We start from the raw sequence: 26,829 nt of genomic DNA, 5'->3' as shown, positions 1-26,829 counted from the left end.
GAGGCTTGCCCGCGAAGAGGCCATCACATTCAACATTGGCGGTGACTGACACGCCGTCTTCGCGGGCAAGCCTCGCTCCTACATCAACCGACTTTCATCATGCCGCCGTCGACGGCCAACAATTGACCGGTCACGAACTGCGCGTCATCACTGGTCAGAAACAAAATCGGCCCAACGATATCGTGCGGAACTGCCATTCTTTTGAACGCTTGCCGGTTCACTATCCCGTCCCTTACTGCATCGGGTAGATCCCTGGTTCCCGGTGTTGCGGTCAATGCGGGAGCGATTGCATTGACGGTGATGAAGTCTTTGCCCAGGTCATTGGCAAGCCCACGCGTAAAGCCAATGATGCCCATTTTCGTGGCCATGTAATGGCTGACGCCGACGGCGTTGGTGACGATCGATGTGGAAGAGATGTTTACAATCCGCCCCCACTGATTCTCACGCATCATCGGCACAAACACTTTCGAGCTCAAAAACAGGCTGTCGAGATTGATTTCAAAGGTCCGCCGCCAGGTTCTGAAGTCCATATCATCGATATGCACATTGGGGTAGATGCCAGCGTTATTGACCAGAATATCGCAACGACCGTATGCCTCCTTCACTCGCTCACCGGCAATGTTCCAGTCTTCTTCTCGGCTGACGTCGCAGTGAATCGCGATGGCCTTGCCGCCAGCCTGCTCAACCAAGTCGCGCGTTTGCGACAGGTCCGCAATATCTAACAGCGCCAGTGTCGCGCCACGCTGTGCCAGCTGAAAGGCCAGTTCCTGTCCAATCCCTTTTGCCGCACCGGAAACAACGGCAACTCGATTTTGATGTGTTTGCAACCTATGCCTCCATCGGGCTGAAGAATTTTATTGCCTCGCCGCGCAGCCGAACATCGAGACACGCAGCGAGAGCAGGCTCAGCCACCAAAGCGAGGTTCGGGCAACCCTTTTACACCGAGGCCACGGATGGCGAAGAGACTCCCTCGCATCACGTTGTCACCGGGATAACGAGGCAAGGGAGGTTTGGCCATGGACGTGACAAAAAGCGTGTCCAGATCCGGACCGCCAAAGTTCACGCTCGTGACTTTCTTGACCGGCATTTCGATCACGCGATCCAGGCTGCCGTCAGGCGCGAAGCGGCACAGCTTGCCGGCGTAGACCTGGGCGTTCCAAAGGAACCCTTCGGCATCGACGGTTGAGCCATCGGTCGCTGTAGTTGCGGTAAAGCCTGCTTTGGTAAAGGTGCGCCGATTCGCGATGCCGCCGGTTTCAAGGTCGTAGTCATACGCCCAGATTTCCCCGGAGAAGGTGTCTGAGAAATAGAACGTCGACCCGTCGGGGCTCCAGCACGGCCCGTTGGAGATCGCAAACCCCGCGTCGAGCGTGTGCACCGACAAATCAGGGTCGACACGAAACAATGTGCCGTCCGCGAAACCCTCGCGGGTATCCATACTGCCAACAACGAAGCGCCCACGCGCATCCACCTTGCCATCGTTCAAACGGTTGTGGGGCTTGTCGAGCTCAGGGTTGACGATCAGCTGCGTTTCACCCGTGTCGAAGTCGAGGAAGTGAAAGCCCGACCCGAGCGCCACGATTGCCCCGCCATCACGACGCAACGCCATGGAGCCGATGGTGTCCGGCATCTCCCACGTACGAACCTCGCGGCCGTCAGCAGTGCAACGAAAGACGCGACCACCGACTACGTCTATCCAGTACAAGCGCTGCTCCTGCACGTCCCATACGGGACCCTCACCGATGGTCGTCTTAACATCCACCAGAACATCGATCTGCATGGTATCTCCTGGATTCTATTGAACTGGATTTGGGCGATCCGACGCTGAACCGCAAGTTTTAACCGAGCCTTGCTCAGGCTTTTGGCGGTTCGGCAATGGTGATGAAAACGCCGTAGGGGTCCTTGAAGCTGAACCAGGTCATCGTGAGGTTTCCGCCAGGTTTGCGAATGATGATGTCTTTGGGCTCACAAACGACTTCAACGCCTTCATAGGCACGAATCTTTTCGAAGGCTTCCCGTGTGTTCAACACGAGAAGTGCCAAACGGGTAATGCCCACTTGGTTCATCAAGTCATAAGGGCCATCACCGATGATGGTGGAAGGTTTGGTGTATTCAATCAGGTTAATTTCAGTGGCGTGTTGGGGATCTGCGCCTGCGGTCAAAATGTGATGCGCATAAATACTGATTTCGTCTTCGGCAAACCCCAGCAGCGGACCGTCCGCTTCATCGGTTCTTGTTTCAAATGTGGAAACAAAGCCCAGCACGTCACGATAAAACTTGAGGGCCTGATCGACGTCAGGAACGGTGATGCAAACATGGAGAAGTTTCTTAACTAATGCGCTCATAGCTATACCGTCCTTTAATTAAACATTCCAGGCTTTGGTGAGGTGGTAACGAGTTGCCCATTGAACGTCGTAGACCTTATCGCCCCAGGTTTTGGTTTTATCGTCGCCGGCTTCAGCACGCGAGGCGCCATTCATCCAGGCTTCAAATTTGGCCTGATTCTCAAATTCATAAATCGTCAGATACGTTGGGCAAGGTTGAGTAGTCGTGCCGACGTGATAGGTTTCTTCTGCCAGTTTGAAACGCGTGACCTTCTTGACGTTGTCACCCTTCAATAACATCGGCACATGCACATCGTCGTACCAGGCATTGAACTTTTTTTCATCTTCGGCAGGGCAATTAATGCCAACCGTCCAGATAACCGTCTGATTGCTCATTTTTCAGTTTCCGATGTGAAAGTTGCTCTTGCCAATAACAAGAGCAATGGAAATTCAGGCAAGCGAATCCGCAGACCACTCCCGTTCTAAAACTGGAAGTGGCCGAGATGTTGTTCTTGGTTCTTTACTTCTTGGCGATTGCTTCGAAGTATCTGACCTTCCCTTTTTCACGATGACTGCGCAGCGTGTGGGTGGTCATGACCGGGTGCTGTTCATAAGCCGGCTCAGGCACATTCGGGTTGCCTGTCCATGAAATCAGTCGGCAAACGCGATTGCTGATGCGCCAGCCCTTGTCAGTACGAACAAGGATATCGTCATACCAGCCACGGCCAACCCAGTCCGGGCCGCCCACCGCCGAGTCGCGCGATAGCAACCAATCGCCATACGTCAGTGCGTACGCCGTGTCGCCATCCACGTGGACGCAGGAACCGGTCATGGTGTGCATGTGGTTGGTCAGGGTTTCGTGGAAGTCCTTGAAGGCGAACTTCAGTGCACCTACTGACTTCCAGACAGCTCCTGCTGGCCCGAAGTCAGCGTGCGCGTCTTCGGTAAACACCTCGTCCAGCAAGTCCCAGGCGTGTGCGTCCAGCGCGACGCCATAGAGGTTGATGACGTCAATGATTTCAGATTTGTCTTGAGTCACACTCATTTGAAACGCTCCGATTTGTCAGCGTAAAAACCGCATCCGTTACACAAACTTCTCACTGCTTGCAGTATTCAATCACTTCCAGGACGTTGTCGAAGGGGTCCTTGAAGGTCAGGATCTTGAACTTTCCGCCGGTTGGGGCGATGACCACCTGCGGCTCGCAAAGGAACACGATGTCGCCACGCGCCTTCAGCTTCTCATGAATGGCATCGGTGTCGTCCACACCAAACGCCATGCGGTTGATGCCGGCATGGTTCAGGGGCGCGGAAGCCGATTTATTCACGACTGTTTTAGGTTCGACGAACTCGATCAAGTCGATAACGGTCGCGTTTTCCTTGTCTTTGCCGACGAGGTGGTCGGCATGAATTTCGATAATCTGGTTGGGGAAGCCGAGGATTTCTCCAGGCGCCCTTTCGTGGCGCAGTTTGCCGATCGACTCAAGGCCCAGCACCCCGCAATAAAACTCAAGTGCAGCGTCAATATCTGCAACGGTAATGCATACGTGAAACAAGCGATTGATATAGCGATCCATGGTTTTTCCTTATTTTAGGTTGTGTGAAAACTTATATTGATGTTTGTGTGAAACGGGCGTGGCCAAACTGTTAACTACTTTGCGCAGGACACTCTTTCACCAGTAGAAAAGCCACCAAAGCCACCAGCCCTGGTACAGCCATGCAAACCAAAATGATTGGAACACTGACGCCTGCGGCCAGCATGAAACCGGCTATTGCAGGCCCGATGATTGGCCCAACCCGGCCAATGGCGTAAATCACGCCCATCGCCGATGAACGAAAGCTCATGGGATAGAGCGACCCGACGTAGGGCAACAAAATGCAGGTGGCGCCCATTGCCGTGAATCCGGCAAAAAACATGCAGATCAATGCGCCAACCGGGTTCTGAATAACGCCAATCAGAGCTATCGAAACAAACAGAACGGGCATGTAAATGGCGAACACTTTCTTGTAGCCCATCCTGCCCGACATCCAACCCGCCAACGGCGTAGAGATGAAGTTGCTGCAGGTGAATACAAGGATGAAAGAGATCCCGGTTGTCAGCGAATACCCGCGCTGAACCATTAATTGCGCAATCCAGGTCGTCAGGGTGACGGCGGTCATCATGATGCAAAGCATCCCGATCCCCAGAAACATCGTGTTGCGCGCATAGCCGCCCTGGAACAGGCGCTTGAGAGGCACCTTCGCAGCAGGTGGCTCATTCAGGCTGTATTCGTCATCGCTGGCGGGAACAAACTGCGGTTCTGCCTTCACCAGAATCCTGCGAATGCTTTCGCTTTTACCCTTCTTCACCAGAATTGACATTGATTCAGGCAACCACACCAAGGCGATGGGAACCAGAACGATGCAAACGAAGGTTCCAAGCAAAATCGCTCGCCATCCGACGGTGGACAGAACCGCCATCGACAACAACGCCGATAACAGAACACCCACCGAGATGCCCGTATAGGACACGCTGGATACCATCGCTTTCCACTTGCCGGGCGTGTATTCGAACACCAGCGCCACAGCAATCGGAACGATGCCAGCCAAGCCGAAACCAGCGATGAAGCGGTAGAGGGCGAAGTCGACGATTCCCTGAGCCAGCCCGCAGGCCGCCGTGAACGTAATGAAGATCGTCATGCCGATCAGCATCATGCGCCTGCGGCCGAGGGCATCAGCTGCCACGCCAAAGAGAATGGCGCCGCCCACCGCTCCGATATGCCCGACGCTCGCCAGGATCCCCGCTTCGGCCGGGCCCATTTTCATATCGGCCATGATTGCCGGTAGCAGCGTACCGAAGAGCGCGCTGTCGATGCCGTCGAACACGATCGCAAGAAAGCAGATCACCGCGACTTGCAGACTGAACGCATTGAATCTGCCACCTTCGATAACTTGCGTGACGTTGACTGGCGTGCGGCCCGTGATTGGCGCGCTGGTTAAAAGAGTCATGGCAGGCATCTCTCGTACGTCAGTTTTTCAGTTTGAGCCGCGGGAATGGGCGCTGATGTTGCGGGCTGGGGAGCCGCATCGGTCACGTCGACGATTGCGCCGGCACGCGCCCCGGGTAGCAGAAAGCGCGCCAGGGCCGGGATCAGTACCAAGGCACCGAGCATGTTCCACAAGAACATGAACGCCAGCAGCAGGCCCATGTCAGCCTGGAACTTGATGCTGGAGAAATGCCAGGTGGCGACCGCTGCGGCCAGGGTCACCCCGGTCAGCAGCACCACTCGGCCAGTGAACTGCAACGCGGTGGCGTAAGCCTGTTTCAACGTGGCGCCGGCACGCATTTGCGCCAGGGTCACGCTCAAAACATACAGTGCGTAATCCACACCGATGCCTACACCCAGCGCAATCACCGGCAGGGTCGCCACCTTCACGCCCATGCCCAGGACCACCATCAACGCCTCGGCCAAAATGGACGTGAGCATCAACGGCAGCATGGCCACCAGCACTGCCCGCCAGGATCGGAAGGTGATGAAGCACAGCAGCGCCACCGCCCCGTAGACCATGAACAGCATCTGGTACCAGGCCTTGTGAACCACGATGTTGGTGGTGGCATCGATCCCCGCCGAGCCGGCGGCCAGCAGGAAGGTCGCGTCCTTGTCGTTGTTTTTAATGGCGAAGCGCTCGACCAGGTCGACCACTTGCTGCAGGGTCTCTGCGCGGTGGTCACGCAGGTAGGCGTAGACCGTCAGCAGGTTGCATTCTTCGTTGTACAACTCACGCGGCGCCCGGGCGGTGATGGTGTTGAGCATGTTCTGGTTGCTCGACAAGTCGTACCAAAGTGGACTGCCCTCGTTCATCCCCACCATCAGGCGCCGTTGCAGCCGAGCAATCGACTGGGTGGATTCAACACCAGGCAGATCCATCAGTTCCCATTCGAGTTGGTCGACGCGGCGCAGCACACCGTAATTACTGCAATTGCCCTCGGGGGTCTTGACCATGATTGCAAACAGGTCATTGCTGGCACCGTAGTTCTTCGTCAGGTAGCCCACGTCGCGGTTGTAACGCGAGTCGGCTTGCAATTCCGGCGCCCCCGGATCGAGGTCACCGACCTTCAGTTGAGTGCCTACTGCAACACCCACCACCGCCAGAACCAGCGCCGTGACGATCGCAAGCAGGGCGCGTCTACCCTCGGTGAAGCGCACCAGCCAAATAAAGAAGGCACCGCTCTCCCCCGCTGCGGTGGCCGATTCCCGGCGCACTGCCCTTTCGGCGGCTTTACGGCTTACACCCACATAACTCAAGAGCACGGGCAGCAGAATCAGGTTGGAAATCACCAGCACCAGCACGCCCAGGCTTGCGGCGGTGGCCAGTTCGCGGATGACCGGGATGTCGATCATCAGCAGCACCGCAAAGCCTACGGCGTCAGCCAGCAGTGCAGTCAGGCCGGCCAGGAACAGGCGCCTGAAGGTATAGCGGGCTGCGACATAGCGGTGTGTTCCGCGCCCGATGTCTTGCAGGATGCCGTTCATTTTCTGCGCGCCGTGGCTGATACCGATGGCGAAGATCAGGAAGGGCACCAGCATGGAATAGGGGTTGAGCGAGTACCCCAGCAGCGGCAGCAGGCCTAGCTGCCACAGCACGCCGGTCACCGAAGTTATCACCACCAGCGCGGTGCTGATGACGTCTCGGTTGTAAAGGAACACCATCGCTGCACAGATGATCAGTGCAATGAAGAAGAACCCGATCACCTCTTGCATGCCATCCATGAGGTCGCCGGACAGCTTGGCGAAACCAGTGATGTAAATGGCCACTTCATCACTGCTGTACTTGGCGCGCAGCACTTCCAACTGTTTGGACAGGGCCGCATAGTCCAGCGGCTTGCCGGAAGCATCATGCTCCAGCAACGGTACCTGGATGACGGTGGAGCCGCCGTTGACCGCTACCAATTGGCCAATTTCGCCCGAGCGTTGCACGTTCATGCGCAGCTCTTCGATCTTGGCGGGCGAGCCGTCATAGTGCGCAGGGATCACCTGACCGCCGTCCAGGCCATCCTCGGTCACTGCGGTCCAGCGCACGTTTGGCGTCCACAGCGACTTCATGAACGCCCGATCCACACCCGGCAGCATGAACACCGCGTCGTTGATCTGACGCAGCGTCTCCAGATAGCTCGCGGTGTAAATGTCGCCCTTTCGTGCTTGCACCGCGATCCGCACCGAGTTGCCCAGGCCGGTGAGTTCTTTCTTGTGTTCCAGATAGTTGGTGATGTAGGGATGGCCGGTCGGAATCGTCTTTTCGAAGCTGGCATTGAGCTTCAAGCTCAACGCGCTGTAGCCGAGCATGATTGTTACCAACACGCACAGCAGCAGCACCAGGATGCGGTGGTTGAAAACGGCGCGTTCGAGCCGGGAGCCCGAGCGCGGATCAAAGTCTTCGAGCCGGCAAGCTGCGGTCTCGGTGGATGTCACAGTGGTCATATCGTTGGACTCATCGTCTGGCGCTTCGCGCAATCGCGGGAATGGGTGTCATCAGCCAAGCCGGGCAACCCCGCCCATGCTGGTGGCAACGAGGCCACCGTCTGCGGCTTCGACCAGCGAGGTCAAAGGATCGCGTCGCGGGAGTTGCTGTTCAGCGAAGTGGGCACCGTCGTCACGGCTTGCGAGGACTCGCCCGCCCTGCGCCAGCAGCATTAACCGGCCATCGCGCAATTCGGCACAAGACAGAATCGTCAATGGCGCCGACAAATCGATCGCAGTAACGGTCGTACTACCGGGATCAATGCGGCAAGCAGCACCCAAAAGGCCGGCGAACACAAAACCACCTTTGCGCGTGGCAGTAGCGGCGAACAAGGTTCGCTCCGAAGGAGCCGCCAGTGATTCGAAGCTGGCGCCATCGTCGCGGCTGAGCATCAGCACGCCCTGCTCTCCGGCGAGCACCCAGGTCTTGTCATGATGGGCAACCGCATACAGATGCAAGCTCATGGGATTGGGCAGGCGGTTGCGGCAAGGCGTCCATGTCTTGCCACCGTCGTCAGTGCGGGCCGCCAGGCCGAACGCACCCACCACCATCCCGCGTCGAGCGTCGGCAAAGCAGATTGATAACAAGGGCTTGTCAGCGCCGTCATCTACCAGGCGCTGGGCGTCCTGGATGCTGCGTTCACGATCGGCGTTGGTGTCAGGCAAGCCCAGCGCCTGGGCCAGTGATGCCTTGGCGAGCGCTACTCCATCGGTCTGAATGGACCAGCTTTCGCCGCCGTCTGAGGTATGCAAAACAACACCACTGTGGCCAGCGATCCAACCCTGTCGGGCGTCGGCAAAGCTCACCGACGTCAAGGTCACACTGACCGGCACGCGGGCCTGGCGCCATTGGCGCCCGCCGTCGTCAGACAGCACGACCAGGCCGCGCTCTCCCACCGCCACCAGCCGGTCACCGGCCAGAACCACACGAGTCAGCACGCCGCGTGCTGCCCGAGGGGTCATCGTGGCAGGCTCGCGTAGCGGCCCGGGCATGGCTGCCGAGGCAAACGCTGCTACGGTGGATGCCATGGTGGGGGCCAGCAACGCCTGCAGACCCAGGCCCATCCCCACCAGCAACAGCGTCCGACGCGACCCGTCGAAGCCTTCATTGTTATTGTTATTCATACCGGTTATCTCATCAGGTTCATCGTTAAAGCGAGATGCAGTTCTAACGCACGCCCTCTCCGGCCAGGGATTCGGGGGTGAAGATCCGGTCCGGCAACGACGCCTTGAGGTCGACTTGTTTGTCACGAGGGAAGTAGGCGGACGCGAAGTAGCCACCGCCAATCAGGTCGTAGGACATGTAGCCGGCGACGATGGTCCCTGGTGCTCCCGGGAATACGGTTGGCAGGTTGTAGGTCACCTTCCAGAGTTGTCCCTGAGCGTCCCAACGCTCCCCTGCGACAGCGATCCAGGTGTCTTCATCGAGGTAAACACGCAGGCGAGGAATCACATGACGTTGACCTTGCTTGAGTGTGCCTTCCACCACCCACACCCGATGCTGTTCGAAGCGCACTAGGTCAGGATTGACGGTTTTTGCCGTCATGAGCTGGTCGAGCGATGTCGCTTGGTGGTAACTGTTAGTGTTGTACGGCACGTACATTTCTTTCTTGCCCACCAGCTTCCAGTCGTAGCGACCGATGGACGATGAGTACACCTCGACTTCGTCGAAGTTGAGGATGCCGCCCGCCACCGGGCTCGGCACGTCGCAGCAGGTCAGCGGCAGGCGGCGAACACGTCGCTGGCCGGTCAGGTACACCCAGGTTTTGGACTCGATGTCATTGATGTTCACGCGCTGCAGCAGAATCTCTCCGGCGCGGATCGGTGGACCGGAGGTGTCTACACGGCGCACCACAATGTTGGAGCCGGCGGCTTGCCATTTTTCCAGGTTGCTGTTCGGGTCGTAGTACGGGAACGAGCTCTTGGCCACGTTCTGCGACACCGGGATGACCTTGCCTTCAGGGGTAACGCGCGCCAGGCTGGGCGTCGTTTGGTAGCCAGGGCTCGTCCATCTCAGCAGATGGTTCCAGATCGCCTCTTCGCCAGTCTTCGGGATCGGGAACGGGATGCCGCCGAACGTGCCCTTGGGGAAAGGACCGAGTTCGCCACTTGGGTCCATTGTTGCCCGGGTGGCGTTCGCCAGGGTGTTGTCATACACGTATTGCGGCGCCGCCGCGGTGCGCCGGGTCTGGAACACCTGGACCTTGAACTCCGGGAACCGCTTCAACAGGCCCATCGTGCCTTCGGTCAGCTTGTCTTTGTACTGCTCTGCGTTCTGCCCCGTGATGGTGAGCAGCGGCTTGTCCTTGGCAAACAGGTCTGGAATCGCCGCCGAGGTGTACGACGCATCGAGCGGGTAGCCGCCCTCCCACGATGGAATGCTTCCATCCTTGTTGCCGGCACGCTCTGCGCCCAGCGGGGTCAGTGTGGTCTTGAGCTTGGCCGCTTCATCAGCCGAAACGGCGGCCTGGACAGTCGGCGCCACCAATGCGGCGCACGCGAGGGCAAGCACAGTCATGCGAGTGAACGTAGTCATTATTGTTTTCCCTTAGAAGGTGCGACGCAGCGACACGGAGACGAAATCCCGATCTTTGAGGGTCTGGTCGAAGGTGTACGTGCCGTTGACCGTGGGATCGACGGACGCATACGTGGCGGTGTTTTCCGCACCGTAGTAGTGCGTGTACGCCAGCGAGAAATCCCACACGGTCAGGTAGTTGCCCGCCAGGGTGAAGGTCATATCCCCGCCATCGTTGGGCCCCATCAGCACCACGGGTGACTTGCCGTGGTTGTAGCCAATGGTGAAGGAAGGCGTAAGGTCCAGGCCGTCCAGCACGTTGCGCTGCGGTATCGCATACAAGCCACGCACCGCTGCCGCGCGACGATCCAGGCCTGGGTCCATGGCGCTGCAGTTGCTGGTGCAACTGGTCAGCTGGTTGTAGGCGACTTCCATGCTGAAGGAAGGTTCATCGGACATGAAGTTGCGAGGCATGGTCCAGATCATCGACAAGTTGGCATGGGCCGAATTGCCGATGGCGTAGAACGCGTGGTTGTTGTTGTCGGCGACTTTATTTCCAACTTCCACAGGCAGGCTGGTCAGCGGCGTGTCGCGTCGCACAGAAAGTTCACCGGCGAAGTTGACCGTGTCCACGGTCGTGGTAGCGCTGATACCGAACGCCTTGATGTCCTCCGGATACACCCACTGGTATATCCCGAACCCGGCACCTACGACGGGAGTCCGCCCTGCTCTTGAGTAAAGCACTGGCGTCTTGGCGTGGTAGCGAATCGCATAGGCGCCAAATTCCCAATCGCCCAGTTGAGAGCGAACGCCAAGACCGTACTGGCCGTGATCGCTTGCCTTGATATCTTCACCGCGCGACAAACCAATGCCGGGTACACCGGGCGCGAATCGAATGCGCTCGCCACCGTCGCCGATGAAATCGTTAACCGAGAAGTAGCTGCCGGCCGCGGGCAGGCGCGTGGCTTCCCAGTCGTATTGGTAGTAACCAATCAGGGTCAGCGCCGGCGAAAACTGGATCTGCCCCGAGAACTGGCCGACCGGCCTGATGATTTCTTTAGTGGTCGACCCTGGCACCGAGGACGCCTTGACCGCATCCACTGGCGACTGGGTTCCGGCAATGGCGTTGGAACCGAAGAACAGGCTCTCGCCCCAGAGCACCGTATGCTGACCCAAGCGGCCGCTCACACGGGCTGTGCCGACATCCGTGCCGCCAAAAACGAAGGCGTCCAGAAACTCAGCCTTGCGGCCGTGCAGATCGCGGGTGTCATCGGTGAATTCGTTGTACGGCACCGACAGCGAGTTGTTGGTCGCCGGCGAGTCGTTGTCATTCTTGTGGTTGTAGACGTCGTCATACCAGGCCGCACCGCTCACGCGCAGGCCGTAATCATCGCGAAAGACCAGGTCCATCTCGGACAGCAAATCGAGTCGATTGGAGATCAGCCTGCCGCTCTTGAAGTTACGGTCGCCGTCGTCGCCGTTAAGCGCCGCAGGGCCAGCTCCGCTGGTTGGGGTGGCGGGAGCGAACTTGGTGAGCGTGTCATCCGGGTTTTTGACACGGATAGCGGAGGAGTATTTGACCGTGTTATCCCAGCGCAGCTTGAAGTCGGGATTGCCAAGATCGATTGGCGCAGCCAATGAAGAGCCAGCCGCCATCAGACTTGTGGCAACTACTACGGATCTAAGGCTTTGGCGGTACAAATCATCTTGGGATACTGCAAATTTTATTTTTATTATTTGCATCATTGCTACCTAGAGAGATTGTGTGACTTATGAACTCCGGTTGCTGATCTGCAAGGTTGCGTGAACATCGGCCAGCCACCCGCGCCACAAGAAATACTTCCCATGATGTTTGTGAATCTGGCGTCTATTCATGCGCGAGCGGATCGTCGTGCAGGCAACACAGAGTCGTGGTTTGAAAGATGGTTTTCTTATCTTCAGCCCTGACTGTGTTTCTGTGTTGGACCGAGTATATGCAGCCCCCTTTTGGCGTGAACAATGATAAAACCCGCTACACCGCAGTCAGATTTTTGATGGTCAAGCCAGGGCTTGGGTTATCCGGGCGGCCGAGCAAAAGCTCACGCCCTGCCCCACCAAAATTGGCGTGCATTTACCTGTTTAATTTGTCGTACCAGGAGGGCTGTGTCAGGGCCAAGAGGCCGGACGCAGGGGCTCTGTAGGAGCGAGCCCGCTCGCGAAAAACGTCCAGACAACGGGGCAGTCAGACTGGGCGCGTTATCGTTGAAGACCATCGCGAGCAGAGATCGCTCCTACAGGGGGCGGGTGTTTCAGCGGGAGATAAGTGGATGAGAGACAGGAGTGTTCTGAAGGTGCATCGCCATCTTGTCGAACAGCAGTTTTACCCGCGTCAGTTCCAGTCGCGCAGTCGGCACCATGATTTTCACCCAGCGTTCCACAAGCGAAAACTCCTCCAGCACAGGGACAAGTTCACCGGCCTGCAGGGCATCGGCCACGATCGGCAGTGCCAGTTGAACAATCCCGTGAGCACCGCGGGCGGCGGCGCACAAATAGCCTTCGTCGTTGGTGATGAGAACAGGATGCACGTCTACTTCTATGCGACCCTCAGGCGAGTTGAACCCCCAGATGGAACCGGCGATAGAAAACGTCAGGCAAGGGTGATGGACCAGGTCGCGTGGATGCAGCAACGCATCACACTGGGAGAGATAGGCCGGGGCTGCACAGAGAAGGCGCGGAAAGGGACGGATAACCTGTTCGACCACGTCCGAATAGGTCATTTGATCCATTCCCACCGAGATATCAAACCCCTCCTCCGCCGGATTGCCGCCCCTGTCGGACGCAATGATTTCCAGTTGAACGAGCGGGTTTTCGGCCCGGTAGGTGGTGAACAGATCACCAAGGCCCTGCCGTATGAGCACGGCTGGGGCCTTGATTCGAATCGGCCCTTCGATTCGGCCAGGGCTCAAAATCGCGCCGCTGGCCATGTCGTTGTAAGACCGTAGCAGTTGCCGTGCGTGGGTCACGTAGCTATGCCCGGTATCGGTCAACGTCAATCGCCTTGTAGAGCGGTCGAACAGCGTTGTTTTGAAGTCCCACTCGAGTTCGTCGACCCGCTTCATGATGACCGAGGGCGACGTGTATAACGTGCGCGCAGCCGCCGAAAAGTTACCGGTGTCGGCGGTCACGACGAAGGCCTTCAGCTTCAACAGCATGTCCATGGTGCAGCGCTCAAAATTAGGAGTTGAGTTCAGACTCAACGGCGCGGCGAATGTCGACCTTCGACCACAAGCGGTCGTGGTGCGCCTGACAACCCGGACCCAGCGAGCCGATTCCATTGAGCACAGACCAGTGTTCAAGGTAGAAGAGCGCAAAATCCGCGATGGACATTTTCTCGAACAACCAGTCTTTGCCGTTGATCTGTCGTTCAGCCCGGTCGAGCCCGGCCTGGAATATCTTCAGCCCCTGTGCTTTTACAGCCGCATGGTCCGATTCGCTCGGCGCGAATTTCTCGGGCCGGCGAGCCCGAGTGTAGCCTTGCATGTGCACGGTAGATACCAAATATTCGGTCATTTCCAGCACGCGAATTTCGCCTTCGATATCGGTCGGGATCAGCTCTCTTTCAGGATTGCTACGTGCGAGATAGAGCGCGATCACCGGGAACTCTGTGAGCAGCGATCCGTCATCGCGAATCAGCGCGGGGACTTTGCCCTTGGGATTGATCTGCCTGTAAGCCTCGAACTCCGGCGTTCCCGGACGTGCAGCCTTCTCGATCTCGAACGGCTGACCAATTTCAGCGAGCAAAGCATGGATGCCGATCTGGCAGGCACCCGGCAAAAAATACAGCTTCATAAAACGCTCCAAAAGTGATGAGTGATTTGGGGGCTACACGATGAACGTTTCGAGGACACCAATACCGTCCACGCCCGCCTCCACCCGATCGCCAGGTTTGAGATACCACTGGTGTGAATCGGGCTTGTGGTGCAAGGCAACACCTTCAGGCGTACCCGTGCTGATCAGATCGCCGGGAACCAGGCCGAAACGCGACCAGAACGCGACCATTTCCGGAAACCCAAAGATCAGGTCGCGGCAATCGGAATGCTGACGCAGTTCGCCGTTAACCTTCAGCCACAGCACCAGGCCAGTGGGATCCGGCACGTCGTCTGCAGTGAGGATGTAGGGGCCGAGCGGGCCGAAGCCAGGAAAGTTCTTGCCCAGCATGATCATGCCGTTCTGCATTTCGCGAAGCTGCCATTCCCGGGCCGACAGGTCGTTGAAAATGGTGTAGCCGAAGATAGCGCTCGCAGGGTCGATGTCGCTACGCGCATCAATTGCCTTGCCCAGCACCAGCGCGATCTCGACTTCGTAGTCGAAATTAAGCACGTCGTCGGGCCGCCTCACCTGACTCTTGTGCGGAACCAGCGTGCGCCCCAGCTTGACGAAGCCCGTCGGGAAGTCGCTGTGCAGCTTGCTGGCGTTGCCTGCTTCGCCCTTCATCGACTCCAGCTTGTGCCGCCCGAAGTTGCGGCCAGCACAAAACATCGACTTCTCTGGCACAGGCGTCAGCCACGCCACGGAGTTCGGGTCATCCATCCAGACGGGGTCCTGGCGATCCGCTACCCACGTGAGCAACTCGCGCGTGGCCTCCATCGCCGGTGCTCCGCCCTCGATCAGACCCATCACCGACGTTGGCGTACCCGATGTTGATATGCTTGGCCCGCCGCGAACAGCCGCAGCCTTGGCAACATCAACGAGCATTTCACGGCCCGACACGGAGGTGACGATGCCGAGTCGCTCTGGCCCTGCGGCAGATTGATAACGTGCGATCTTCATGCGTCAAGCCTGGCCAGCAGGTGTTTGAGCAATTGCACTTCACTCGGGTCCAGTCTGCCTTGCACATCCGCCTCGCTCGACTTGCGTATCGCGATCAGTTCCAGGACCGAGCGACGACCTTCAGGGGTCAACCTGACAGTAATTTGCCCATTGCCGGAATCGACCTCGTGAAGCAACCCCTGCACGATCAGCTTCTGAACAATGGTCGCGGAAATTCCCTGGCCGCGGACCTTTTCGCTGCGCGCCACGATCTCTGGCATGCACAGTCCGTCCTCACGGCCAATGATGCTCAACACGGCATATTCATCTGCCGTCCATTGGTGGGATTCAAGCTTTTCGATAACGGTCTTCCGGGTGCGGAAGTAGGCATTCGAGACCTGGTACAGCAAATCATCGGCTGACAGGTTGCTGAACTCATCGGCCGACGCAACGGACTGCTTGGGCAGCAACATGCCGTACCGCCCGCCGTGGAAAACCAGTGGCTTTTGCGCCGAATGGCTGAAATCGACAATCTCGCCGACGAAGATCACGTGATCCCCACCCTCGTATTGATAAGCCAGCTTGCAGGCGAAACGGGCCATGCAGTCCGGCAACATTGGAATGCCGTCCGGGCCGCGATCCAGTGCAAGCCCCTCGAACCGGTCTATGCCCTTGCTCGCAAAGCGCCCCGACAGTGCCTCCTGATCGGCAGACAGGATATGCACGGCGAAATGCCCGCTGTTTCGGAAGGCATCCATGTTCAAGGATGTGCGCGCCAGGCTCCAGAGCACCATCGGCGGGTCCAGCGACACCGAGGAAAAGCTGTTCGCGGTCAGACCGATATCCACGCCGCCCGAGCCCGCCGTGGTGACAATCGTCACGCCAGTGGCGAACGAACCGAACGCGTCTCGCAGGGCACGGCCATCGAAACGTGGGCCTGATACGGCGAGGTCTGTCTGGGTTGCTGTCTGTGTCGTCATTCTGAATATCTCCAATCTCTTGATCGATACCACCGCGCTGCACAAGGGCCGCCGAGGCGGCCCCGGTAAAACTACTTGGCGGCCCTGGCCCGTGCCTTATCTGCCAGGTAGGTCTCAAGCGTCACCAGCGGGCCTCGCTCGTGTTCCAGCTGCTTCGTCGGGATCCCACTGAACGCAGTGGTCTCGTTGAACCAGCATTCCTGAGGTGGCAGGCCCCAGCGCAGTGACAGACCGGGTTTTCGCACATCCCACGCAACCGGCTCGACCTCGATATCGATCAGCAGATAGTGATCACAGAACAACTCCACGCGATGGCCATCGGGATCGCGCAGATAGACAAACAACACGCCAGCCGGACCATGCCGGCCAGGGCCCCGCTCCACGATGTCGCCCATGCCCAGGTTGCCGGCGATGTCGCAGGCACGCAGGATGCTGTGGGAGTCGGAAACGGTGTAGGCAAAGTGATGCAGGCGCGGGCCCGGATTTTCCAGAAAAACGATGTCCTGGGTGCCGGGCTTGCGGAACATGAATGTCGCAATCAACTTCTCGTCCAGCGCCATGTATTCCGAGATGCGAAAGCCCATTTCTGCGTAGAAATCGGTCTGCTCCTGCACATTCGGAACCTGGATCTGGTAGTGGTCGAAGCGCATGGCCGCGCCACCCTTGAAGTCCTGAAACTGCGTGTACACACGGGGCGTCGTACTCATGGTGGCGCAAAGTTGCACAGGAGTGCCGGCCGGGTCATTGACCAGCAGCGTCCGACCCTGATGCGGTACTTCGATCCAGCGTGCGGGCAGTCCTTTGGACTTGTAGAAGTGCGCCGCCTTGTCCAGCTCCTCTTCGGTGTAAACCCGAAAGCCAATGGCTTCGGCTGAGTGCTCGCCGTTGTGGCGCTTGATCACCAGACTGTGGTGGCAAACTTCTTCCAAACCCCGGAAATAGAGGGTGTCGGCATCCCGTTCAGTCAGGACCAGGCCGATCACCTGCTCGTAAAAATCGCGACTGGCTTCCAGGTCGCGCGAGGTGATGACGGCATGACTGGAGCGGGTGATATTGAATGGTGGGTAATAGACCGGTTTTGGCAGTGGCATGGTGTGTCTCCTGATGTCTTTGTCAGAGCCGAGTGAAATCGGCTTCGTTGCTCAGCTCGAGGGGGCCAGTCAACCGACCGGTCATGTTGTACCAACCAATATTGAACAGCAGCGCCACGCTCTGTTTTTGACCGAGGCCGTGGTACACGTCTTCCCACACTTTGTCGCTAACCTGCGCCGGTGCCCGGGTAGCGTCCCGCGCCAGGCGAAGTACTGCCTTCTCCAGATCGGAGAACAGAGCGCTTTTCTCAAAATCCCAGAGCGCTAGCATTTGCTCCTTGGAGACGCCTTCCTTGATGGCCCGATTCCAATGCGGATCGTGTTCGTAATGTGTGCCCATGGTCTGGCATGACATGACGATGGCCATCTCACGCAATTTCGGGTCGATGCCGTAGCCCACGCGCACCGCGTCCGCCATGGGAATGAAGACTTCGAGGATCTCCGGGCAGATGGCCAGGGTCCGAAAGATTTGTGCATTCGGTGCGTGACCGCGCTTGGCCCGAAGCAGCGCAAAGGCTTGCGGCTCTTCGTCGGGGGTTGGCAGTTGAATACGAGGCATACAAAACTCCGCACGTTATTGTTGTTGGTCGGCTGCCGCATCGTGGCTATTACAGCGGCAGCTTTCGCTTACTGGCCGTTGATCTTCTTGTCCCATTCGCCATTGCGGTCCAGGAACGCCCACACACGGTCTTGTGCCTCGCGGGCACCCGGATAACGCTCGCCGCGCATCTGGGCGTTGCGCCATGGATCGCCGGAGAAGAACTTCTCGTACAAGTTCTGCCGCCCGGCAAAGGACGAGCAGGACGCATCCCAGGCCAGACGCAGCAGTTGCATCTTGCGTTCAGCGGGGATGTCAGCCCCGGCGCAGTAACGCTCGATGGCCGGACCGTTTTCGCTGTAGAGATCCTCCACCGTTGGCGCCACCACCACATTGCCGGCGCCGAGCAGTTGCAGGATCTCCAGCGCACGGGCATGCATTGCCGGGTACTGAGCACGCACCACATTGAGTGGCTGCTCATAAGGCACGACGGTGCCGCCGGGGCCCGGAATGCAATCAATCTCGGCCACGCGAATCAGGGCGCGCAGGGTCTCGACATACGCCACCAGTTCGGACAGTTGCACCATCACGTTCGGAAAACGACTGTGGTTCACTTCCGTCAGGTTGTAGGCAATGCCCAGCAGGAACTCCATCTTGGCCAGGGAACGCGTGGCCGACTGGTGCGAACCATGCGGACCGGAGGGCGATTTCATCGCCGACTCCACGGCTTTGATGCTGCGATACATGAAGACGCGTTCCCACGGAATGAACGCTTCTTCAAACCACAGCACAGCGTCCATCTCGTCCATCCGCGCCGTGAGCGGGTCGTTGGCAAAGCGGCCGTTGGTGGGGAATGAGGGGCGGCAGATCATCTTCATGCCAGGGGTGTCGATAGGCGCGGCGAAGCCCACCGCATAGGCTTCGGCATCCGCCACCAGCGGGAATTTCGCTGCCGCCGGCATGATCAGAACTTCGTTGGCCAACGGCCCGAGGGTTGCTACCGAACGCGCACCGGACACATAGATACCAGCATCGGACTCGCGAACGACGCGCATCACCATGTCGCCTGGCTGTTCGAACATTTGCAGGCGTTTATCGATATCCGGCGACACCAGCGAGTGGGTCAGCGCGAGGTCGTTTTCGCGAATGAACTCGTGGTAGTTGAGGATGTTCTGGCCAAACTGCTCACCACCGGCGGCAAACAATTCATGGGCCGAGGCATGAGCACTGACCATGACGTTGAGGAAGTCGGGTGTGCGACCCATCATGCCGCCCACGGCATCCATCCAGGTTTTCATCATATCCCGGCGCAGTCGCAGATCCTCGGCAGAGCGAGGCAGCATGAACGACCGCCCGACACGCGCACCGGAGGTGGGCGACACGAACGTCATCTTGTCCTGCTGGGACGGATCGCACTGGATGTCATACAGATCAGCGATGGATTGAATGGCTCCGCGGAAACGACGGTCAACCGTCACATCCTTGATGCGCTCCCCATCAATCCACACGGAACGACCATCGCGAAGTGAGTCGATGTAGTCGGCTCCGGTGCGCACTCCTGGTCGGGCTCCACTCATGGCCGGCGATTTTTTATTTGCGTTGTTTTCCATGGGTAATGCTCCTGCTTTTGAATCGTTTGGCCTGAGGCGGTCATGCCCGCCACAAGTGAAATTCAGCTGTTGTTTGCACGCCTCGATACTATTGAGACGGACAGGTTTTAAGAATTTGTAAGTTGGACCAAGAGCTTTTCCAGATTGGAAAAGGCCACGCGATTCATAGGCCGAACTCCGCGGCGAGCGCGAGTACATTCCTTGCCCGCGCCATGACCGGCGCATCGATCATGCGGCCATCGAGCACCACAACGCCGCCTCCGGCAGCCTCAGCCAAACGGCAAACGGACTGTGCCCATGCGATGTCATGTGCCGAAGGCGTGAATGCCGCAGCGGCCTCGGTCACCTGGCTTGGATGGATCAGCAACTGGCCACTGAAACCGTGCCGGCGCGCACGGGCGGCGTACGTGGCCAGGCCCGCCTGATCGCCTATCGCAGTGAACACGCCGTCGACCGGGGCTGGCAGGCCTGCCCGGCGACTGGCAAGTACCAACATGGCGCGCCAGGGCAGGAACACCAGTTCCTCAGGGTCCGATTCGTCGGGAATCAGATCGAGCTCGACTGCCAGGTCAAGCTTGCCGAACATCAGGCGGGCGCAGCCCGGAGCCGCGGCGATATGCGTCAGCGCGTCAATGCCCTGCACGGTTTCGACAATGCACAACACCGGTTTGCCACTGACGCCATAAGCGTGCTGAACCTGCGCAGCGCTGTCTGCCTTGGGCAGCATCACGCCGGCGATGCCAATGTGGCGACAGGCCGCGAGGTCATGCTCGTGCCACAGCGTGTCTGCGGCATTGATCCGCACGACGACCCGCTCATCAGGGTTGGAGTCCAGCCAAGTGATCAGGGCCAGTCGCGCAGCGGGCTTGTCGACAGGTGCCACCGCGTCTTCAAGATCGACGACAACGACGTCCGTACCGCTGGCCAGCGCTTTCGAAATGCGTTCGGGACGATTCGCGGGAACGAAGAGAAAGGTCCGCGCGCGACCCAGGTTCAATTGTCGGATCGCCATCACACTATCTTCCTTGCGCGCAGTTCGGAGGCGCGGTCTGTGTAGCCGAGCTCGCGAAGGATCGCCTCGGTATGCTCACCCAGTGCCGGCACGGGGCCCATTCGGGCGGGATGATCACCGCCCATGCCAGGCGGCTGTAGCGCGGGCACTGGCCCGGCGGGCGTATCCACGCGGGTCCAGCGCTTGCGCGCCGCGAGTTGCGGATGGTTCCAGATGTCGCTCATCGTGCTGACGTTGGCGTTGGCGATGTCGGCAGCATCGAGACGGGCCATGACCTCATCGGCGGTGAGACTGGCGAAGCGCTGCTCGATCAGTTCGCTCAGGGCATCACGGTTGGCGGTACGCCGGGCATTACTGGCAAACCGCTCATCCGTGGCGAGTGCGGAATCGTCCAGGAGTTTTTCGCAGAACACGGCCCACTCACGCTCGTTCTGCAGGCCGAGCATCACGGTGCGACCATCGCCTGCGCGGAACGGCCCGTAGGGGTAAATCGTCGCGTGGGATGCACCCGTACGACGTGGCGGCTCCTGCCCCTCGTAGGCGTAGTACATCGGGAAGCCCATCCACTCGACCATTGCGTCGATCATCGCGATCTCGATGCGCCGACCACGGCCGGTTTTGCCGCGCTCGATCAGCGCTGCGAGGATATTGGTGTAGGCGTACATGCCCGCCGCGATGTCGGCGATGGAGATGCCGGCCTTGACCTGTTCATCAGGAGTGCCGGTGATCGACAGGAAGCCCGCCTCGCTCTGGATCAGCAGGTCATAGGCCTTCTTCTCGGTGTACGGACCGCCTTCGCCATAGCCCGAGATGTCGCACACGATCAGCTTCGGATTGATCGGTGCGAGCGCCTCGTAGGACAGCCCCAGTCGAGCCGCCGCGCCGGGGGCAAGGTTCTGCACCAGCACATCAGCCTCCGACAGCAGCTGCATCAAGATCTCGTGTGCTTCGGGCTGCTTCAGGTCAAGGGTCAGGCTTTCCTTGGAGCGGTTGACCCAGACGAAATGCGAAGCAAGGCCATCGACACGCTCGTCATAGGCGCGGGCAAAATCGCCGCTGCCAGGACGCTCGACCTTGATGACGCGGGCACCCAGATCGGCCAGATGGCGCGTCGCCAACGGGGCTGCGATCGCGTGCTCAAGCGAGATCACCGTGATGCCTTCGAGCGCAAGGACCGGTTTGTTGTCAGCCATGGCGGATTCCTCAGAAAGAGCGCGGCAGCCCGAGCAGGTGCTCGGCAACGTAGGCGTAGATCAAGTTGGTGGAGATGGGCGCGACCTGGTACAGACGGGTCTCCCGGAACTTGCGCTCAATGTCGTATTCATTGGCGAAACCGAAACCGCCGTGGGTCTGCATGCACACGTTGGCGGCCTCCCACGAGGCTTTGGCCGCCAGGTACTTGGCCATATTGGCCTGGGCACCACAGGCTTGGTGCGCGTCGAACAGCTGGCAGGCCTTGAAGCGCATCAGGTTGGCCGCCTCGATCTCGATGAAGGCATCGGCGATCGGGAATTGCACGCCCTGGTTTTGCCCGATCGGACGGTCGAACACCACGCGCTCGTTGGCGTACTTGACCGCGCGCTCCATGAACCAGTAACCGTCGCCAATGCACTCGGCGGCAATCAAGGTGCGCTCGGCGTTGAGACCGTCGAGGATGTATTTGAAACCCTTGCCCTCCTCGCCAATCAGGTTCTCCTCGGGGATCTCGAGGCTGTCGAAGAACAGCTCGTTGGTCTCGTGGTTCACCATGTTAGGGATCGGATGCACGGTGAGGCCCCTGCCGATCGCATCCTTGAGGTCGACGATGAAGATCGACATGCCTTCGGACTTTTTCTTCACCTCGGCAAGCGGTGTGGTGCGTGCGAGCAGGATCATCAGGTCAGAGTGCTGCACCCGCGAGATCCACACTTTCTGGCCGTTCACCACGTAGCGACCGTCCTTCTTAACCGCATTCGTCTTGATCTTGGTGGTGTCCGTACCGGTTGTAGGTTCGGTGACCGCCATCGACTGGATGCGTAGCTGGCCCGACGCAATCTTCGGCAGGTACTTCTCTTTCTGCGCCGTGCTGCCGTTACGCAGCAGCGTGCTCATGTTGTACATCTGGCCATGCACGGCGCCGGCGTTGGCTCCCGAGCGGTTGATCTCCTCCATGATCACGGATGCTTCGGTAAGTCCCAGGCCCGAGCCGCCGTATTCTTCAGGGATCATCGCGGAGAGCCAGCCGGCGCCGATCAACGCGTCGACAAACGCCTCAGGGTAGTCACGCTGTTCGTCAATCTTGCGAAAATAGTCGTCCGAAAACTCGCCGCACAGGGCACGCACGGCGTCACGGATTTCCTGGTGTTCGTCAGGGGTATAGAGCATGGTCATGTGGGTTTCCTGTGCTGTTTAGGGGAATCGCGGCAAAGCGGTGCCCTTGATGCTTCTTTACAGAAGCACCGTGTTGAAAATCTGTTTGGATTGAGCTGTCGAGTCAGTCGAAGGTGATTTCAGCCCTCATCGTCAGTCGCCCGTCGCAGTCGACCCACAATTCGGCACCGTCCGGGCCTGTGAGCTGACCGCACACGTCAAAGTCCGCCATGTCGAAAAGCGGGCCGACGGCGCGGAACGCGAAGCGTCGGATACGCCTGGACGGATGCTTGCCCCGAAAGGCTTCGAGCAGCAGCGTGGCGGCCAACGGCCCGTGCACGACAAGACCGGGATAGCCTTCTTCCCGGGTGGCGTAGGGCCGGTCATAGTGAATACGATGGCCGTTGAACGTCAGTGCCGAGTAACGGAACAGCAGGACCGGTTCGGGATGGATACGTTTGCGAAATTCGGCGCAGCCTTCGACTGTAGCGCCCGCAGGCGGAGCACCTTTTTCGGTTGGCTGGCGGTAAACGATGTCCTGCTCTTCAACCAGGCACACTCCTCGCTCACCCGAGATGGTGTGTTCCACGGTCACGAACACCAGATCCCCATTGCGTCCGACCTTGCGCGCGCAGCGAATGATGCGCGAAGCCCGGGTAACAGCCTCGCCAACCCGCAGCGGCTGCTCGAAGGTCAGGCGCCCGCCTGCCCACATGCGGTTGGGCAAGTCCACTGGTGGCAGGAATCCGCCGCGTTCCGGATGCCCGTCGTGGCCGATTTCGCTATCCCGGGCATTCGGCGTGAAGTACACCCAGTGCCACAAGGGCGGTAACTCGGCGCCCTCCTGCAAGGCATCGGGATCGAGGTCGAGTGTGGCAGCCAGCGCCTGGGCGACGCGCTGATCGATGCGGTCAGTGCGCCGTTCTTCACGGCCCACCCACTGGGTCAAGTCAACTGGGGTTAGCGCATTGCAGCCATTCATGCTCACCTCCTCCATCACGCGTTCCGCCGACGTACAGCCGGCAGGTCAGTGCAACTGCCATGGGCGACTTCCGCGGCCATCCCTACCGTTTCACCTAACGTCGGATGAGGGTGGATGGTCTTGCCGATATCCACTGCATCGGCGCCCATTTCGATGGCCAGGCAAACCTCACTGATCAGATCGCCTGCCCCCGTCCCCACAATGCCGCCGCCAACCACACGATGCGTGTCGGCATCGAACAACAGCTTGGTGAAGCCTTCATCGCGACCATTGGCAATCGCGCGCCCCGAGGCGGCCCATGGGAAAACCGCAGCCTCGACTTTGATGCCTTTGTCCTTTGCTTCCTGCTGGGTCAGACCGGCCCAGGCCACCTCAGGATTGGTGTAGGCAACGCCCGGAATTTGCAGCGAATCAAACGTGCTGCGCGCCAGTTCGGGCTTGTCCAGGGCCTCACCGGCCGCCACTTCAGCGGCGACATGCCCTTCATGGACGGCCTTATGAGCAAGCATGGGCTGGCCGACAATGTCACCAATCGCGAAGATATGCGGCACATTGGTGCGCATTTGTTTATCCACGGCGATGAATCCGCGCTCACTGACGTTGATTCCGGCCTTGTCAGCGTCCAGTTGGTCGCCATTGGGTTTACGCCCGACAGCCACCAGCACCAGGTCATAGCATTGCGGCTCTGCGGGGGCTTTTTCGCCCTCGAACGTCACCCAGATACCCTGTTCGCTGGCCTCGGCTTTCACCGTGCGGGTATTCAACATCACCTGATCGAATCGGTGGCTGTTGTGTTTTTCCCAGACCTTCACCAGATCGCGATCAGGCCCCTGCATCAAGCCGTCCAACATCTCGACGACATCGATGCGCGCGCCGAGGGCCGAATAGACGGTGGCCATCTCCAACCCGATAATCCCGCCGCCCACCACCAGCATGCGTTTCGGCAAAGCTCTGAGTTCCAGGGCACCCGTGGAGTCGACGATGCGCGGATCCTGCGGCATGAACGGCAGTTTTACCGCCTGGCTGCCTGCGGCAATCACGCAGTGTTTGAAGCGAATGACCTGCTTTTCGCCGGTCGGTTGCTGACCAGCTCCCGACGTCAATGCAACCTCGACATGATGGGGGTCGAGAAAACGACCAACGCCACGGACGACATCAACGTTGCGCCCCTTGGCCATCCCGGCGAGCCCGCCGGTCAACTTGCCAACCACCGACTCCTTGTGCGCACGCAGCTTGTCGAGATCAACCTTGGCGGCACCGAAATCAATCCCCACTGAAGCCAGCTGCGGCGCTTCCTCCATCACCGAGGCGATATGCAGCAACGCTTTGGAGGGGATGCAGCCAACGTTCAGGCACACGCCGCCCAGCGAGGCATAGCGTTCGACCACAATGGTTTTCTGCCCCAGATCCGCCGAGCGAAAGGCCGCGGAATAACCGCCGGGACCACCGCCAAGGACGAGCACGTCGCACTCAAGGTCTGCGCCGCCGGATTTCGCCAAAATGGGCGCTGCAACGGGCGCCGAAACCGCAGCTGCTGCAGATGGCAAAGGCCGGGCTGCGACGTCATTCGACTCCAGCGTCAGCAACACCGCACCTTCCGCGACTTTCTCGCCGACCTTGACCAAAACCTCCTTCACCACACCCGCGGCAGAAGAAGGCACATCCATCGTCGCCTTATCGGATTCCAGCGTGCAGACGGCGTCATCCACCGCAACGACATCGCCTGGTTTGACCAGGATCTCAATCACCGGCATGGCGCCAGCGTCGCCGATGCCTGGCATCTTCACTTCAATAATCTGACTCATGGGCGTTCCCCTCAAAGTGTGATTCGACGGAAATCAGCCAACAGAGCAGCCAGATGCTGAAGGAAACGTGCCGCAGCCGCGCCATCGACGACGCGGTGATCCCATGACAGTGCCAGAGGCAGAATCAGGCGCGGTGCAAAGGCGTTGCCATCCCAAACCGGTCTGATTTGCGCGCGAGTCACACCCAGGATCGCCACTTCCGGCGCATTGATAATCGGCGAAAAGCCGGTACCGCCAATGCCACCCAGGCTTGAAACGGTAAAGGTGCCTCCAGTCATGTCCGCCGGGCCCAACTTGCCGTCCCGTGCTTTTCTTGCCAGATCACCGCATTCGCTGGCGATCTGACCAATGCCCTTTTGATCGGCATCGCGAATGACCGGCACTACCAGCCCGTTCGGCGTGTCAGCCGCAAAACCGATGTGGTAGTACTGCTTGAGGATCAGGATCGGCTCACCGTCATCAACGCCCAACGAACTATTGAACTGAGGGAAGGCTTTCAAGGTAGCCACCGCTGCCTTGATCAGGAACGCCAGCATCGTGTACTTGATCGCGTCCTTGCCGCCTTCCTGGTTGAGCTGAACCCGAAACGCTTCAAGCTCGGTGATATCGACTTCTTCGTTGTTGGTGACGTGGGGGATCATCACCCAGTTTCGTGCGAGGTTGGCGCCGGAGATTTTCTTGATGCGCGACATCGCGACCTTTTCGATCGTGCCGAACCTGGCGAAATCTACTTGCGGCCAAGGCAGCAGATTGAGTTCTCCTGCGTGTTCGGAACGCGGCGCCGGGCTGTCAAGGCGAACCAGGGCGTCCTTGACGAAACGCTCGACATCCTCACGCAGCATGCGCCCGCCCTTGCCAGTGGCTGCCACACGAGAGACGTCCACGCCCAATTTACGCGCGAAGCTGCGCACCGAAGGGCTGGCGTGTGGTTTCGGCCCAGACGTATTCGCTGCCTTTGGTGCGGTCGCTGCAACAGACGCAACCGGGATCGCCGCGACAGGCGCAGACGGAGCATTCACTGGCAGATCAGGCGCTGCGGGGCTTGTGGCTGCACTATGGTCGGCGGGTGCCGCATCGACAGCCATCTGCAACGTGAGGATCGAACTGCCTTTGGAAACCCGGTCCCCTTCCTTGATCGTCACCGACACCACGGTGCCGGCGCCAGGGCTTGGAACATCCATCGAGGCCTTATCCGATTCCAGGGTCAGCAACGGATCATCGAACGCCACCTTATCGCCTGGCTTGACCAACACCTCGATCACCGGGAGGTCTTTGAAGTCCCCAATGTCAGGGACATGAATCTCTCTGATTTCACTCATGACTTACCGTCGCCCAGAATT

24 protein-coding genes are annotated in these 26,829 nt (G+C 59.1%); all 24 read right to left on the bottom strand.

Translation table 11 applies throughout. The features are described from left to right. Window positions 1-83: 83 nt before the first annotated feature. Window positions 84-827, bottom strand: a complete 744-nt coding sequence (locus tag ABVN21_RS09080) for an SDR family NAD(P)-dependent oxidoreductase (protein WP_339554509.1) — start codon at window positions 825-827, stop codon at window positions 84-86. Window positions 828-904: 77 nt separating this feature from the next. Continuing rightward, a complete protein-coding gene (locus ABVN21_RS09075; RefSeq protein ID WP_339554508.1) occupies window positions 905-1,780 on the bottom strand; it encodes an SMP-30/gluconolactonase/LRE family protein in 876 nt (291 codons plus the stop codon). Window positions 1,781-1,853: 73 nt separating this feature from the next. Beyond that, on the bottom strand, window positions 1,854-2,345 hold the full coding sequence (locus ABVN21_RS09070) for a VOC family protein (protein ID WP_339554507.1): 492 nt from the start codon (window positions 2,343-2,345) through the stop codon (window positions 1,854-1,856). Between the two features lie 18 nt (window positions 2,346-2,363). After that, window positions 2,364-2,720 (bottom strand): DUF4286 family protein, encoded by a 357-nt coding sequence (locus tag ABVN21_RS09065; protein WP_339554506.1) that lies wholly within the window; start codon window positions 2,718-2,720, stop codon window positions 2,364-2,366. Window positions 2,721-2,844: 124 nt separating this feature from the next. Continuing rightward, window positions 2,845-3,369, bottom strand: coding sequence for a nuclear transport factor 2 family protein (locus tag ABVN21_RS09060; RefSeq protein WP_339554505.1), 525 nt, complete (start codon window positions 3,367-3,369; stop codon window positions 2,845-2,847). A gap of 52 nt (window positions 3,370-3,421) precedes the next feature. Then, window positions 3,422-3,898: a VOC family protein gene (locus ABVN21_RS09055; protein ID WP_339554504.1), complete on the bottom strand. Its 477-nt coding sequence runs from the start codon at window positions 3,896-3,898 to the stop codon at window positions 3,422-3,424. 70 nt (window positions 3,899-3,968) lie between these two features. Further along, a complete protein-coding gene (locus tag ABVN21_RS09050) occupies window positions 3,969-5,309 on the bottom strand; it encodes an MFS transporter (RefSeq protein WP_339554503.1) in 1,341 nt (446 codons plus the stop codon). Further along, on the bottom strand, window positions 5,306-7,780 hold the full coding sequence (locus tag ABVN21_RS09045) for an MMPL family transporter (protein WP_339554502.1): 2,475 nt from the start codon (window positions 7,778-7,780) through the stop codon (window positions 5,306-5,308). The genes ABVN21_RS09050 and ABVN21_RS09045 overlap by 4 nt, the downstream gene beginning before the upstream one ends. A gap of 51 nt (window positions 7,781-7,831) precedes the next feature. Continuing rightward, window positions 7,832-8,944: a YCF48-related protein gene (locus ABVN21_RS09040; RefSeq protein ID WP_339554501.1), complete on the bottom strand. Its 1,113-nt coding sequence runs from the start codon at window positions 8,942-8,944 to the stop codon at window positions 7,832-7,834. A 43-nt stretch (window positions 8,945-8,987) separates the two neighbouring features. Beyond that, the gene (locus ABVN21_RS09035; RefSeq protein ID WP_339554500.1) at window positions 8,988-10,355 is read right to left on the bottom strand and encodes a DUF1329 domain-containing protein; all 1,368 of its coding nucleotides are present in this window, start codon (window positions 10,353-10,355) and stop codon (window positions 8,988-8,990) included. 12 nt (window positions 10,356-10,367) lie between these two features. Beyond that, window positions 10,368-11,972, bottom strand: a complete 1,605-nt coding sequence (locus tag ABVN21_RS09030; protein WP_353637236.1) for a DUF1302 family protein — start codon at window positions 11,970-11,972, stop codon at window positions 10,368-10,370. Between the two features lie 650 nt (window positions 11,973-12,622). Then, window positions 12,623-13,531, bottom strand: coding sequence for a LysR family transcriptional regulator (locus tag ABVN21_RS09025; RefSeq protein ID WP_339554498.1), 909 nt, complete (start codon window positions 13,529-13,531; stop codon window positions 12,623-12,625). A 16-nt stretch (window positions 13,532-13,547) separates the two neighbouring features. Continuing rightward, a complete protein-coding gene (locus ABVN21_RS09020; RefSeq protein WP_339554497.1) occupies window positions 13,548-14,162 on the bottom strand; it encodes a glutathione S-transferase N-terminal domain-containing protein in 615 nt (204 codons plus the stop codon). Window positions 14,163-14,195: 33 nt separating this feature from the next. After that, window positions 14,196-15,143: a fumarylacetoacetate hydrolase family protein gene (locus ABVN21_RS09015; protein WP_339554496.1), complete on the bottom strand. Its 948-nt coding sequence runs from the start codon at window positions 15,141-15,143 to the stop codon at window positions 14,196-14,198. Next, a complete protein-coding gene (locus ABVN21_RS09010; RefSeq protein ID WP_339554495.1) occupies window positions 15,140-16,102 on the bottom strand; it encodes a flavin reductase in 963 nt (320 codons plus the stop codon). The genes ABVN21_RS09015 and ABVN21_RS09010 overlap by 4 nt, the downstream gene beginning before the upstream one ends. Window positions 16,103-16,173: 71 nt before the next feature. Continuing rightward, the gene (locus ABVN21_RS09005) at window positions 16,174-17,193 is read right to left on the bottom strand and encodes a VOC family protein (RefSeq protein WP_339554494.1); all 1,020 of its coding nucleotides are present in this window, start codon (window positions 17,191-17,193) and stop codon (window positions 16,174-16,176) included. Window positions 17,194-17,215: 22 nt separating this feature from the next. Beyond that, window positions 17,216-17,752, bottom strand: a complete 537-nt coding sequence (locus ABVN21_RS09000; RefSeq protein WP_339554493.1) for a carboxymuconolactone decarboxylase family protein — start codon at window positions 17,750-17,752, stop codon at window positions 17,216-17,218. 68 nt (window positions 17,753-17,820) lie between these two features. After that, window positions 17,821-19,341, bottom strand: coding sequence for a 4-hydroxyphenylacetate 3-hydroxylase N-terminal domain-containing protein (locus ABVN21_RS08995; RefSeq protein ID WP_339554492.1), 1,521 nt, complete (start codon window positions 19,339-19,341; stop codon window positions 17,821-17,823). Window positions 19,342-19,504: 163 nt separating this feature from the next. Continuing rightward, the gene (locus ABVN21_RS08990) at window positions 19,505-20,353 is read right to left on the bottom strand and encodes a CoA ester lyase (RefSeq protein ID WP_339554491.1); all 849 of its coding nucleotides are present in this window, start codon (window positions 20,351-20,353) and stop codon (window positions 19,505-19,507) included. Further along, complete coding sequence (locus tag ABVN21_RS08985; protein ID WP_339554490.1) at window positions 20,353-21,546, bottom strand: CaiB/BaiF CoA-transferase family protein; 1,194 nt, start codon at window positions 21,544-21,546, stop codon at window positions 20,353-20,355. The genes ABVN21_RS08990 and ABVN21_RS08985 overlap by 1 nt, the downstream gene beginning before the upstream one ends. A gap of 10 nt (window positions 21,547-21,556) precedes the next feature. Beyond that, window positions 21,557-22,717, bottom strand: coding sequence for an acyl-CoA dehydrogenase family protein (locus tag ABVN21_RS08980; RefSeq protein WP_339554584.1), 1,161 nt, complete (start codon window positions 22,715-22,717; stop codon window positions 21,557-21,559). Window positions 22,718-22,826: 109 nt separating this feature from the next. Beyond that, the gene (locus ABVN21_RS08975) at window positions 22,827-23,684 is read right to left on the bottom strand and encodes a MaoC family dehydratase N-terminal domain-containing protein (protein ID WP_339554489.1); all 858 of its coding nucleotides are present in this window, start codon (window positions 23,682-23,684) and stop codon (window positions 22,827-22,829) included. A gap of 14 nt (window positions 23,685-23,698) precedes the next feature. Beyond that, window positions 23,699-25,489, bottom strand: coding sequence for a dihydrolipoyl dehydrogenase (gene lpdA, locus ABVN21_RS08970; RefSeq protein ID WP_339554488.1), 1,791 nt, complete (start codon window positions 25,487-25,489; stop codon window positions 23,699-23,701). Window positions 25,490-25,500: 11 nt separating this feature from the next. After that, a complete protein-coding gene (gene aceF / locus ABVN21_RS08965) occupies window positions 25,501-26,808 on the bottom strand; it encodes a dihydrolipoyllysine-residue acetyltransferase (RefSeq protein WP_339554487.1) in 1,308 nt (435 codons plus the stop codon). Between the last annotated feature and the right edge of the window lie 21 nt (window positions 26,809-26,829).

It is taken from the genome of Pseudomonas sp. MYb327, assembly GCF_040438925.1.
Lineage (GTDB): Bacteria > Pseudomonadota > Gammaproteobacteria > Pseudomonadales > Pseudomonadaceae > Aquipseudomonas.
This window is presented reverse-complemented; position numbering and strand designations above follow the sequence as displayed.